Raw genomic sequence first — 14,548 nt, forward strand, 5'->3', positions numbered from 1 at the left:
TGAAAACCATTATGAAATTCAAAGGATATAAATACTTGATTTTGTCGATGGCAGCAGCCTTCAGCCTGACGTCTTGTCTGGATGAAGATCCGCTGTACAGCCAAAACAACGAGATCGTATTCTCGAACCCAGAGAATGCCAATCTGGCCTTGCGCGGTTGCTACTCTTACTTTGCAACCGGCAACGTATATGGCCAAAACATGCAAGAAGTACTTATCGCCGTAGGCGGACATGCGTGGGCACAGCGCAATGCCAGCGACCAAGACTTGTTTGTCAGCCTCAGCCCTACGCCAAGCATTGGACAAGTAGGAACGATGTGGGACGGCTTGTACAAAGTTATTTCCGAATCGAATGCTTTCATTGAAAACATGCAAGGCAGCGGACTGAGCGAAGAGCTTATCACGCAGTACGTAGGTGAAGCCAAATTCCTGCGTGCCGTGGCTTACCTCAATCTGGTAACACTCTTCGGCGACGTGCCACTGAAAACGGTAGCTTCTACCTCCGAAGGTATCGCCATGCCCCGCACGCCCCGCGAGGATGTATTCAAGCAAATCATACAAGACCTGACAGATGCATTGGCCATCAGCGAAGAGGCGGAAGAAAATGAACGCGCCTGCCGTTGGACGGTTAAGGCTTACTTAGGCAAGGTTTACCACAAAATGGCAGTTTTGGGCATCGACACGCAGCAAAACCTGGAAAATGCCAAAACATACTTTGACGACGTGTATGAACATGGCCCGTACGAACTGGAAAGCAACTATGCAGACTTGTTTGGCGAATGGGTAACCGGTTCCAAAGAAGCTATCTTCCAGATAAACTTTATAGGAGATGCCTCAGCAGCCTACAACCGAGGCAGCAACCGTTTGTGTCCTAACGGTTCGACAACGGGTATCAACTGGACCACGTTTGCTTTCTCATACAGTGCGTATGACCTGCAAAGAGGTTTCTATCCGGGCGACCCACGTATGAAAACCACTTTCATGACACAATGGAGAAGCTATAATGGCAACAATCAATCCAGCCCGAAGCCGCAAGTCGGCGCAGAGTTGTCGCCCAACGATTCTACCTATGCCTATCCGTACCTGACCTACACGGTACCCGGTGTTTATATCTTGGATGCAGAAGGAGAGCCTGTCTTGAACAACAGCGGGAATCCTGTCCTGAAACAATTTGTCACCACTGTACCCTATGGAATGACCTTGGATGAGTTGGAAAATCTGGAGATTCCTGCTGATGCCACAGCGCAAGAAGAAGCCCGCATCACGGCTCTGCGCAAAGCGGAAAATACTTTCGCACGCAAAGGAAATGCCATCAACTATCCGTCGTACGGCAAGGCATTCGACCAACAGCAAGCTGCCCAGGCCGCCCATAAGAACCTGATGGTATACCGTTACGCTGAAATGTTGCTGCTGATGGCAGATGTGTACAACGAATTGGGCAACCCATCCCGGGCAGTTGCATTGGCCAACGAAGTATTGGAGCGCGCCCGCAATTCGGCCGGCGAAAAGGCAGCCACCGAACCTGCCGACTGGAGCAGCACACTGGACCAAACAACAGTTCGCGAGAAATTGTACTACGAACGTATCTTCGAATTGTGGGGCGAGCCGGATATTTGGGACATGACCCGCCTGCGCGGAACGGAGTTCTTGCAAGATTTCCTGGACTACCACAACCAGCACGAAATGGTTCAGGCAGGAAACACTTATTACAGCGAATCTAACAACGCCTTCACGGAGCGTCTGTACAACAACGGTAACCTGACGGCCGACTTCTTGGAAAAGATGATGCTCTTCCCCATCCCACAAACGGAAATAGATGCCAACCCGTCTATCACCGGAAACAATCCGGGATATTAACGCTCTTGTTCTCTGACGGGAGAGAAGTCTTGCTTCGGCAGGCTTCCTCCCGGCCACATAGTCCGCACGGTTGCAAGGTGTTGCAATGTTGCAACCGTGCGGACTTTCTCATACTTTGGCCGGAACGGAACAATGCTCCGCCTCGCACCCCCAAATCCCGACCCAGACAAATCTTCCATACGACTATGAACCTAAAAAAACGCTTCCAATGAAGAACCTGAATATCACCAACCGAATGTTGATTTGCGTGCTGTCTGCCGTCCTGGCCCTGTCCGCCTGTATCGGAACATCTGAGAATACGGACGCATTCCTCGTTCCCCAACCTCTTTCGAGTGAGCAAAGCGACGGCTCATTCCGCATCACGGCAAACACCGTCTTAAGCATCCCCGGCGAAGATGAGCGAACCGTAGCCGAAGGCTTTGCCAACCTTTTCACCCATGCAGGCGGCTTTACTCCTGCCGTACAGATAGGTGAAAAGGGTGATATACGCCTTCTCAAAGACACCACGCTGAAAGCCGAAGCTTACGAACTGCAAGTAACTCCTAAACAAATCGACATCAAGGCCTCCGATTCCCGCGGTTTCTTTTATGCTCTGCAAAGCCTGCGCTTGCTACTTCCTCCGTCCATCGAAGGAGAATATTCTGCCGACAACCGTTGGATAATCCCCGCCGTAAGCATCAAAGACGAGCCTCGCTTCGGATACCGTGGCTACATGCTGGACGTATCGCGCTACTTCTTGCCCAAAGAAGACGTGATGCGCATGATAGATTGCATCGCCATGCTGAAAATCAATCGCCTGCACTTACATCTGAGCGACGACAACGGCTGGAGACTGGAGATTAAGAAATATCCGCGCCTGACCGAAGTGGGTGCATGGCGCGTAGACCGGGGCAACCAACCTTTCCCCGACCGCCGCAACCCGAAACGCGACGAACCGACACCCGTAGGTGGCTTCTACACGCAGGAGGACATGAAAGAAATCATCCGCTATGCCGCCGACCGACAAATTGAAATCATCCCGGAGATTGACATCCCCGCCCATTCCAACGCCGCATTGGCCGCTTATCCGGAATATGCCTGCCCGGTGGTAAAAGAATTTATCGGTGTATTACCAGGGCTGGGAGGCCGGAACGCAGAAGTCATATTCTGTGCCGGCAACGACCGCGCCTATACCTTCCTGCAAGACGTGCTGGATGAAGTCATGACCCTATTCCCTTCGCGCTACATACACTTGGGAGGAGACGAAGCCAACAAAAGCAACTGGCAAAAGTGTCCGCTGTGCCAAGCCCGCATCCGCCACGAACGGCTGAAAGACGAAGAAGCCTTGCAAGGCTACTTCATGGGACGCATGGCCGACTACGTGCGCAGCCACGGCAAAGAAGTCATCGGCTGGGACGAACTGACCAACAGCCAACTGCCCGAAGAGTCCATCATCCTGGGCTGGCAAGGCTTTGGCAAAGCCGCCCTGAAAGCCGCCGCCCAGGGGCATCGCTTCATCATGGCTCCGGCCCGGGTGCTCTACCTCATACGCTACCAAGGCCCGCAATGGTTCGAACCGACCACTTACTTTGGCAACAACACGCTGAAGAACGTCTATGACTACGAACCTGTGCAAGCCGACTGGAAACCGGAATACGAGCCTCTGCTGATGGGCGTACAAGCCTGCATGTGGACAGAGTTCTGCAGCAAGCCCGACGACGTGTTCTACCTCACCTTCCCCCGTCTGGCCGCACTGGCCGAAACGGCATGGGTGCCCAAGGGGCGCAAAGACTGGACAACCTTCCTGAAAGGCCTGGACAACTACCTGGGCCACCTGGCTCAAAAAGGAATCGTAACGGCACACTCGATGTATAACATACAACACAGCATACACCCCACTGCGGAAGGGAAGCTGGCAGTCAGCCTGGAGTGCGAACGTCCGGACGTAGAAGTGCGCTACACCACAGACGGCAGCCAGCCCAATGCCTCGTCAACATTGTACAAAGAAATAATACTCGCAGACAAGGATATAACCATAAAAGCAGCTACCTTTGCCAATGGTGAACAAATGGGCGAACTACTGGTTCTCCCCTTGGCATGGAACCGCGCGACAGCCAAACCGCTGAGCGGCACGCCACAAGCGGCAGACATCGTGGTGAACGGTCTGAGAGGCAGCCTGAAACAGACGGATTTCGAATGGTATACGGGCGACTTGGGCAAGGACTACTCGCTCACGATAGACTTGCAGCAGACAGAAAGCTTTGACCAATGCACCGTGGGCTGCGTCACCAATTACGGCATGGCAGTCCACAAGCCAAGGAGAGTCATTGTAGAAGTATCCGATGACAACCAGACCTTCAAAGAAATCGGACGGCTGGAATATGCCGACAGCGACATCTTCCAAGAAGGCAATTTCATCGAAGACCTGACCGTGGCCACTCCCGGGCAAAAAGGACGTTACGTGCGTTTCACGCTAGACACCCCCGGCAATTGCCCTGACAACCATGTGCGTCCGGGGCAACCCTCGCGCGTGTATATAGACGAAATCATTATCAACTGACAAACGAAAGATAACCATGAAGAGAATCAACCTGTTAGCTATTGTGCTGTGCTTGCTCGCCTGTTCCGCACTGGAAGGATGCTCACAGCGAAGCGAAAAGAACTTCGTCAAGCACATCAGCTTTCCGCCAGGAGCTACCCTGGAAGAAAAAGTAGACATGGCAGCCCGCCTCGTACCCTCGCCCCAACAATTGGAGTGGCAACAACTGGAGCTGACCGCTTTCCTGCACTTCGGCATCAACACCTTTACCAACCGCGAATGGGGCGACGGCAAAGAAGACCCGGCCTTGTTCAACCCGACCGAGCTGGACGCCGAACAATGGGTGCGTACGCTGAAAGAAGCTGGTTTCCGAATGGTTATCCTTACAGCCAAACACCACGACGGCTTCTGCCTGTGGCCCACTAAAACCACCAGACACAGCGTAGCTTCCTCGCCCTGGAAAGACGGGAAAGGCGACGTGGTGAAAGAACTGCGCGACGCATGCACCAAATACGACATGAAATTTGGCGTCTACCTCTCGCCTTGGGACCGCAACGCCGAAAGCTATGGCGACTCGCCCCGCTACAACCAGTTCTTCATCGACCAACTGACCGAGTTGCTGACCAACTACGGCGAAGTGCACGAAGTATGGTTTGACGGCGCATGCGCCGAAGGCCCCAACGGAAAAAAACAAGTGTACGACTGGGAAGCCTTCTACAAAACCATCCAGACCTTACAGCCTAAAGCCGTCATGGCCATCATGGGCGACGACGTGCGCTGGGTAGGCAACGAAAAAGGCTTGGGCCGCGAAACCGAATGGAGCGCCACCGTGCTGGCACCCGGCATCTACACCCGCTCGGACAGCGTCAACAGCGCCCTGGGCATCCGCCCCAAATCGCCCGACCTGGGTGGCCGCGACATACTGGCCAAAGCCAACGAACTGTTCTGGTATCCGTCGGAAGTAGACGTGTCTATCCGGCCCGGATGGTTCTACCACGCCGACCAAGACAGCCAAGTGAAAAGTCTGAAACACCTGACGGACATCTATTTCCAATCAGTAGGCTACAACTCCGTACTCTTGCTCAACATTCCACCCGACTGCCGCGGACTCATCCACGAGAACGACGTGCAACGGCTCAAAGAATTTGCCGATTATCGTAGCCGTACCTTTGCCGACAACCGCGTGACAGACGGACAAGTGCTTTGGTCAGCCGCCGGAGGCGAAAGCCACGAATACACGCTGAAAGAAGGGTCGCGCATCAACGTCGTTCTCCTACAAGAAGACATCTCCAAAGGCCAACGCGTAGAGAGCTTCGAAGTAGAAGCCTTGGTGGACGGACAATGGCAAACACTGGGCCAAGGCACTACCATCGGCTACAAACGCCTGCTGCGCTTCCCCGAAACAGAAGCCACCCAGGTACGCCTCAAACTGCTGTCCACCCGTCTGAAAGCCAACATCAGCAACGTAGCCGCCTACTACGCCCCTCCCCTGACCGAGAGCCAAGACGAAACACAATGGAACGACCTGCCACGAGACTCATGGAAAGTGCTATCTACCCATCCGCTGACCATAGACCTGGGTAAAGCCGTCTCCCTGAAAGCCTTCACCTATGCCCCGCTGAACGGCGAAGCCCGGCCTACAATGGCTTTCCGCTATCAATTCAGCACCAGCATAGATGGACAGCGATGGAGCACAATATCCACACCCGGCGAATTTAGCAACATCATGCACAACCCCGTGCCGCAAACCGTGACACTGAAGGAAGTCACCCAAGCACGCTTCATCCGCCTGGAGGCCACTAACCCTGAGGGGCAAGCGGCCACCGTAGACATAAAAGAACTCGGGATAACGCTCGACCGGTAAGCAAGAATCAATGCACACTGGTCACCTCAATGGAGAATGGAGAGTGAGCAGACCAGCCTCATTCTTCGTTCTCCATTCAAGCAAACGAACATTAATCCATAAAGAATCATGAGAAAAACAGTTGCCACCTTTCTTCTTTGCCTGTTAGTTGCCCTGACAGGCTCGATGCAAGCCCAAAAGTTTGCCAAAGACAAACTATACAACCTTGAACCAGCCGGACATACCGGCAAAGTCATAGGCTACCAAACGGGAAGCACCCGCGCCGTATTGGTGACACAAGACGATGAAGACCTGCAACAGCAATGGAGCATTACCGACTTGTCCGGCAGTTTCCGCTTTATCACACCTTTCGAGAACAAAGCCATTCATGCCACGTCAGACAACACGGCGGGCATCACCGAGAACAACGGTTCGGACGAATCACAACTGTGGACCATCCGTCCGAAAGGCAAGTTTTTCCAAATCATCCCATCGAACAGCATGGACTTGCTGCTGGCCTGCGACAAAGAGGGCAGCCTGCGCCTGCTTCCTAAAGACAAAGCCGGTGACCAACGGGAAACCTTCTTCCGAATCATAGCCAGTCCTGTGCCCATGCCGGGACAATCGGAACAGATGATGAGCGACCGCTCTAAGAATTATTGGGAGAATGAAACCATCTTTGCCGAGAACAAAGAACCGGGACACGCCACCTACATCCCCTATGCCTCGGAAAACGAAATGCTGGCCGACAAGGACTTTTACGCCACTCCCTGGACAGACATACACAGCTCACGTTATTGCCTGCTAAACGGAGAATGGGCTTTTCAGTTGGTTTCCGAACCGTCACAACGTCCGCAAGATTTCTACAAAGAAGACTACGACGTGAGCGGCTGGGACAAAATCCCCGTACCTTCCAATTGGGAAATGCTTGGCTACGACCACCCCATCTATGCCAACGTGGAATATCCGCACGACAATACCCCTCCATTCATTAACGCCCGCCCCAAATTCAATGACGAAGGAAAAAACTACGGTATCAATCCCGTAGGTTCATACGTCCGCTTCTTCAACTTACCCCAAGGCTGGGAAACACGCCGGACATTCATACACTTCGGAGGCATTTACAGCGCAGCCTTCGTCTACCTGAACGGACAATACGTAGGTTACACCCAAGGCTCGAACAACGTGGCTGAATTTGACCTGACCCCCTATCTGCGTTCCGGCCGCAACCGATTGGCTGTGCAAGTATTCCGTTGGAGCGACGGGTCTTACTTGGAATGTCAGGACATGTTCCGCATGAGTGGCATTTTCCGCGACGTCTACCTGTATAGCACTCCCAAAGCCGCTGTGCGCGACCACTACATCACCTCGCAATTGGATGCCGCATCTGATTACACAACAGGAGTCCTGAACGTTGCTTTGACCTTGGACAACCGCGATGGCTTGGCTGGCAGCAAAGACATCGACATCAAACTTTTTGACCCGACAGGCAAACCGCTGGCCGAAAAAACAATAAAAGCAGATTACACACCTGAGCAAAAAGAGCTGAAAACCGACGTAAAATTCAACCTGAAAGGCCTCTTGCCCTGGACTGCAGAAACACCCAACTTATACACCGTACGCATCATCCAACGCGAAGAAGGAAAAGAAGAAATGGCATTTTCCACTAAATATGGCTTCCGAGACATTAAAATAAAAGGCCCGGTGCTCTATGTCAACGGACAGCGCGTCTTCTTTAAAGGTGTCAACCGGCACGACACGCACCCCATGTACGGACGTGCCGTCACCACAGAATCTATGCTGCGCGACGTCTTGCTCATGAAGCAAAACAACATCAATACCATCCGCACAGCCCACTATCCCAATGCTGCCAAGATGTACGCCATGTTCGACTACTACGGTCTCTACACCATGGACGAAGCCGACCTGGAAGACCATGCCAACCAAAGCATCAGCGACATGCCTTCGTGGATTCCAGCTTTCGTAGACCGCATCGACCGCATGGTGCTGCGCGACCGCAACCATCCGAGCGTCATTTTCTGGAGCCTGGGCAACGAAGCGGGCGGGGGCAGCAACTTCCAGGCCTGCTACGACGCAGCCAAACGGCTGGACAACCGCCCGGTACACTACGAAGGTACACGCGACGGCAAGGAATATGGCGGTAACCGTTTCAGCGATATGTACAGCAAAATGTATCCCAACATGAAATGGATGGATACTTATGTCAATAGTTTCGACAAGCCCATGTTTCTCTGCGAATATGCCCATGCCATGGGCAACGCCATCGGCAACCTGAAAGAATATTGGGAAAGCATAGAAAGCAGCACGTCGACCATAGGCGGAGCCATCTGGGACTGGGTAGACCAAGCTATCTACGACCCGCAAGAAATGAAACAAGGCATCTATCGTCTACACACAGGCTACGATTATCCCGGTCCGCACCAAGGTAACTTCTGCTCCAACGGCATCTTACTGCCAACACGGGAAGAATCGCCCAAGCTAAAAGAAGTAAAAGCCGTCTACCAGTACGTAAAACTGGAAAACTACGATACAAACATCGAAAAGAACGAAGTGTCAGTCACAGTGAAAAACACGTATGACTTTATTCCGCTGGACGGATTCTACCTGCGCTGGCAAGCCGTAAAAAACGGTTATCTGATGCCTGCCGACAGTTTGCCGCTAAACGGTATACTACCCGATGATTCGTTGATAATCAAATTGAAATTGAAAGGAGTAAATCTGGTTCAGGCTCAAAAGCGAGGTGAAGAAATCCTGCTGAACCTATGCGTCCGTCAAAAGAATGAGACCCGTTGGAGTCAACCCGGACATAGCGTGGCACAACAACAATTCGAAATCATTGCCAGAGGCTCGTTGCCTGTACTCGTCTCTAAACGTAAGCCAAAACTGAACGTAGTCGAAACAGACCTGCAAGTAACGATACGCAATGCAAACATTGAGGCCACCTTCGACAAAAAAACTGGCCGTATGGTTTCATTGGTAATGAACGGGAAAAACGTCATTGCACAAGGACTGGGATTCCTCTACGATAACCACCGGTACATAGAAAACGACAAATTCACCAATGTAAACAACGGACTGAATACCGAAGGTACATGTTTGGTAAAAAAAGACGGCAACAAGATTATTGTGACTACCACCCGAGACGGCAGTTTATGCGGAACACAAGTCACATATACTTTCTCGCCCGAAGGAATCATCGACTTGAAAGCAACCTTCTCGCCACAGACACCCGACTTACGTCGTGCCGGACTAGTTTGTGGCATTGATTCTACAATGAGCCACATAGACTATTATGCACACGGTCCGTGGGAAAACCTGGCAGACCGGAAAAACGGCTGTCCAGTGGGTCGCTACACGACAACTGTAGACAAACTGCTTTGGCCCTACATCAAACCTCAGTCTACCGGTAGCCACGAAGGGTTGCGCGAACTGATACTGACCGACAACCAAGGACGTGGTATCCGTATCGAAACAGAAGGTCATGTCTCTTTCTCTGCATTGCGCTACACCGATGAAGACTTGATGAACACCCAACACACTTGGGAACTGAAACCTCGTCCTTATATCGTACTACACCTGGATGCCGCCCTGAGAGGCACCGGTAACGGCAGTTGCGGACGAGATACGGGTACAATTTCCGCTTATTGGGTACCACAACAGGAACTGAGTTATACCTTGCGCATACAACCGGTGAAATGAGACCATATCATTAAATGGATTACAAAACGAACCAACCATGAGACCTTTATTCCTTACATTAAGCATCCTCTCTCCCGTGTTTACCACGACAGCATCGGGAGCAGAGGGTTCCCAGAAAGACAAACGGATGAACGAACATGAAAAACCGAATGTCATCCTGATTTACGCAGACGACTTAGGCTACGGAGACTTGTCATGCTATGGTGCACAAGGAGTCCGTACGCCTAATGTTGACCGTTTGGCAGCCAAAGGCATCCGTTTTACCGACATGCATGCCGTAGCAGCGACCAGTACACCTTCACGCTATTCTTTGTTGACAGGTGAATATGCCTGGCGTCGTCCTGACACGGACATCGCCAACGGAGACGCGGCCATGATAATACAACCGTGGCAATATACCTTGGCTGACATGTTCAAACACTCTGGATATACTACGGCCGTGTTTGGCAAATGGCATCTCGGATTGGGTAATAAGAGCGGTGAACAAGATTGGAATGCACCATTGGCAGCCACACCTGCCGACTTGGGCTTTGATCATCATTATATCATGGCAGCCACGGCCGACCGCGTTCCTTGCGTATTCATCGAAGACGGATGTGTAGCCAATTACGATACTTCCGCCCCTCCAATCGAAGTCAGCTATAAACAAAATTTCGCAGGTGAACCCACGGGTAAAGAACATCCCGAACTGTTATATAATCTAAAGCCTGCTCCCAAACATGGACATGACCAATCCATAGTCAATGGCATCAGCCGTATCGGATATATGAAAGGTGGTGGGGACGCCTTGTGGAAAGACGAAAACATTGCCGATTCTATCACTTTCCATGCCACTCAATTCATACGAAAACACCACAGTAAGCCCTTCTTTATTTACTTCGCCACAAACGATGTACATGTTCCCCGTTTCCCTCACCCACGTTTCAGAGGAAAATCTACGATGGGACTGCGCGGAGACGCCATTGTACAATTCGATTGGTGTGTAGGACAAATCATGCAGACACTTGATGAACTGGGCATAAGCGACAATACGCTCATCATCCTCTCCAGCGATAACGGCCCGGTAGTGAATGATGGATATCAGGACCAGGCAGAAGAATTGTTGGGCAATCATAAACCCAGCGGGCCTTTGCGCGGCTATAAATACAGTGCTTACGAGGGAGGCACACGGGTACCTGCCATTGTCTGCTGGCCCAAATGCATTAAGCCTCAAAGTAAATCAGATGCTTTAATGTCGCAAATAGACTGGATGGCTTCGCTGGCTGCACTTATCGATGCACGCCTGCCCAAAGGAAGTGCGCCAGACAGTCATAATTATTTAGAGAACCTATTGGGGAAAAAGTATACGGGACGTCCATGGGTCATCGAACAAGCAGCCAACCATACACTGTCCGTACGTACGTCTGAATGGAAATACATAGAAGCCAATGATGGCCCTACCATGACTTGGGGCTCGAAAGTAGAAACCGGAAACTGCCCTACACCGCAACTATATAACATGAAAAGCGACGTGTATGAACAAGAAAACGTAGCAATTCAACATCCAGAAACTGTTTTTGAACTGGAAAGTATTCTCCGTAAAGTGCGCGCCCGAAAAATACCCCTTTAATCAACATATAGAAGACAAATGATAAAAAAAACACTCACTTTTTCAAGTTTAATATTAGCCGCTCTGACATCGAACGCCCAAGAGGTATCACATCCTAACATTATCCTCTTTCTTGTTGACGACATGGGTTGGCAAGACACTTCTGTCCCTTTCTATAACAATCAACAGACAGCCCTGAACCAACGCTTCCACACCCCCAACATGGAACGCTTGGCACAAATGGGAGTCCGGTTTACGGAAGCTTATGCCTGCGCCATATCCTCCCCTACACGATGCAGTTTGATGTCTGGCATGAACGCTTCACGCCATCGTGTCACGAACTGGACATTGGAAAAGGACCAAAAAACGGATGCCACCAGTTCAACAATCGCATTGCCTGATTGGAACTACAACGGTATTCAACCGAGTAACACAGCCGGACTAATCAACAACTCCACTCCTATCACTTCTTTACCCAAAATTCTGAAAGACAATGGTTATTTCACTATTCACTGCGGTAAAGCACATTTCGGCGCACGCAACACGCCAGGCGGAGATCCCGCGACTATGGGATTTGACATAAACATCGGCGGAGGCCCCAATGGAGCTCCGGGAAGCTACCTTGGAACTAAGAACTTCGGAGAAGGGACACGCTTTGCCGTACACGGTTTGGAAAAATATCATGGACAAGACATCTTTCTGACAGAAGCCTTGACACGTGAAGCCATTGCCAACATCAAGCGTGCTACTGAAATGGGTAAACCCTTCTATCTATATATGTCCCATTATGCAGTCCATTCTCCTTACGATGACGATAAACGATTCAGCAACAATTATCGAGGCCGTTATGACATACAACTGAACGATACCCTCAATGAAAAAGAAGCACGCTACGCCGCATTAGTAGAAGGCATGGATAAAAGCTTGGGCGATTTACTGGACTATCTAGAAGAAAATCCCGAAACAGGAGAGAACACCATCATTCTATTCATGTCGGACAACGGCGGCCAAGGCCTCAATAATGTTCGACAGGGACGAGCCAATCGAGACCAGAACTACCCTGCACGTGCAGGAAAAGGTTCAGCTTTCATGGGAGGTGTACATGAACCTATGATTGTCTATTGGCCAGGCATCACGAAAGGCGGCACGCAAAACAACCAGCGCATAATGATAGAAGATTTCTTTCCCACAATCCTTGACATGGCCGGTATCAATAAATATACAACTATACAAACTATCGACGGCATTAGTTTCATAGATATGATAAAATCTCCAGAATTACGTAGAGAACGTCCCATTGTCTGGCATTTTCCTAACCTTTGGGGAGAAACACAAAACATTGAAGAAGGATATGGAGCTTACTCAGCCATCTTAAAAGACGATTATCACCTAATATATTCATGGGAAACTGGACGCAATCGACTATACAATATACAAAAAGATATAGCAGAACAAACAGACCTCTCGGCACAAATGCCTGAAAAGGTACAAGAACTGTCCCAACTATTAACTCAATATTTGAAAGAACGCAAGGCACAGCGCCCAACTCTGCTTTCATCTGGCAAACTACTTCCATATCCTGACGGTAGTGAAAATTAGAAAAGCATAATATAAATACTGTTTCATTTCCTCCTTATACAATCTATAAAATAAGAAAAGTCCTTTCTACAGCATATCTACTACATTTTTATGCACAGAGAAAGAAAAAAATGGAAGGAATATTTGCTTTTCCCAAATAAAGGGTGTACCTTTGCACCCGAATTAAGAAACATCGCGGAGTGGAGCAGTTGGTAGCTCGTTGGGCTCATAACCCAAAGGTCGTAAGTTCGAGTCTTGCCTCCGCAACAAAATCTAAGGTAAGTTGCATACATTCAGCAACTTACCTTAATTTATTTAAGAAAGTTCAGACACTTCTTTTTCTAAAAGACTGTTTTTTAACATATGCTGAATGAGAAGAAAGTGCAACTTCGTGAAGATAAGTTTAATGCCTGCATCATTACCTATGTTTGGCGACTACCATTCCATCTGTGATTTCCCATCTATGACTGCTCCAGTTACTTGTATAATTCACAAGTGTAAATGACTTGACAAAGACTGCGGTGAAATATTCAGTTACAACTGGGATCTGTCCGAATATTACAACACACAGCTCAACACAGAGTTCGTTTATTTTTTTAAAAAGAAAGTTGATACAACTCCGGCGAACATCACCAAGCTCACTGTTTGTAACGGCATTATGGTACGACCTTACAAAAACAGAACAAGAAAGTCATCAACGACTACCGTTAGCAAAAGTCACTTTGCCATGTTAAGAAATACCTGCTTTTTCCGAAAATCAGGGTCGCAACCTAAGACTTGGCAAAACTAACCTGAACAAAACTACACTGTACTACAAACAAGAACGCTCATGACCACAAATAAGGAAACTTTAATATCATCATTCGTGAGTAGCTACGAATCGAAAAGTACAGTTCTGCTCCAGTTACCTTCCAATGCACACAGACGCGTGCGAAGTGCCACCAATGACCTACCTTCAGCCTTGATGCTGACCATACGCAGGACATTCCAGGAAAGCAAGCTGTTCAACAATCAATTGCCGTTACAGCAATAAAGAGAAGAACAGGAATATGCCGTCCAACGTGAAAAGCGCAAGACTACCCATTAGGAACTAGAATGTGGCGCCATTGAAGCATGCAACACGAACATATACAAACAAAAACAGTCATAGCCACAAAAGCAAACACACTATACCGAAACACGAATTCTAATGAAACAAACGTATGAAGAAGAATCGTGTGAGCATATTTTTCCGTAAGTTTCTTACTCTAGAGCAAGCATACAGACAGAGCATGAACCTACGAAACTCATCAATCACAAATCACTTCCAGAATAGGATCGGCTGAACCAGCCATATAATATAACGAAGTGGAGAAATTCGGAAAGGATGAATTCTACAACTACTGGAAACTTTAAAAAGACATCATGAAATGATCATCAAATAGCGTCCGGTCTCCATGCAACAG

6 protein-coding genes and 1 tRNA gene are annotated in these 14,548 nt (G+C 49.6%); all 7 read left to right on the forward strand.

Annotated elements, in window-relative coordinates; genetic code table 11:
* Nucleotides 1-11: 11 nt before the first annotated feature.
* The 7 genes from M3090_RS10530 (at nucleotide 12) to M3090_RS10560 (ending at nucleotide 13,370) form a co-directional block, all read left to right on the forward strand.
* Nucleotides 12-1,856: a RagB/SusD family nutrient uptake outer membrane protein gene (locus M3090_RS10530; protein WP_249056011.1), complete on the forward strand. Its 1,845-nt coding sequence runs from the start codon at nucleotides 12-14 to the stop codon at nucleotides 1,854-1,856.
* 208 nt (nucleotides 1,857-2,064) lie between these two features.
* Nucleotides 2,065-4,395, forward strand: a complete 2,331-nt coding sequence (locus M3090_RS10535; protein WP_249056014.1) for a glycoside hydrolase family 20 protein — start codon at nucleotides 2,065-2,067, stop codon at nucleotides 4,393-4,395.
* A 25-nt stretch (nucleotides 4,396-4,420) separates the two neighbouring features.
* Nucleotides 4,421-6,238: an alpha-L-fucosidase gene (locus M3090_RS10540; RefSeq protein ID WP_410553231.1), complete on the forward strand. Its 1,818-nt coding sequence runs from the start codon at nucleotides 4,421-4,423 to the stop codon at nucleotides 6,236-6,238.
* Between the two features lie 108 nt (nucleotides 6,239-6,346).
* A complete protein-coding gene (locus M3090_RS10545; protein WP_249056019.1) occupies nucleotides 6,347-9,937 on the forward strand; it encodes a glycoside hydrolase family 2 TIM barrel-domain containing protein in 3,591 nt (1,196 codons plus the stop codon).
* A 37-nt stretch (nucleotides 9,938-9,974) separates the two neighbouring features.
* On the forward strand, nucleotides 9,975-11,546 hold the full coding sequence (locus M3090_RS10550; protein ID WP_249056022.1) for a sulfatase family protein: 1,572 nt from the start codon (nucleotides 9,975-9,977) through the stop codon (nucleotides 11,544-11,546).
* An 18-nt stretch (nucleotides 11,547-11,564) separates the two neighbouring features.
* A complete protein-coding gene (locus tag M3090_RS10555; RefSeq protein WP_249056024.1) occupies nucleotides 11,565-13,124 on the forward strand; it encodes a sulfatase in 1,560 nt (519 codons plus the stop codon).
* Nucleotides 13,125-13,297: 173 nt separating this feature from the next.
* A tRNA-Met gene (locus tag M3090_RS10560) sits at nucleotides 13,298-13,370 on the forward strand.
* Nucleotides 13,371-14,548: the final 1,178 nt, after the last annotated feature.

The sequence above is a fragment of the Bacteroides sp. ET71 genome (genome assembly GCF_023336905.1).
Classification (GTDB): Bacteria; Bacteroidota; Bacteroidia; order Bacteroidales; family Bacteroidaceae; genus Bacteroides.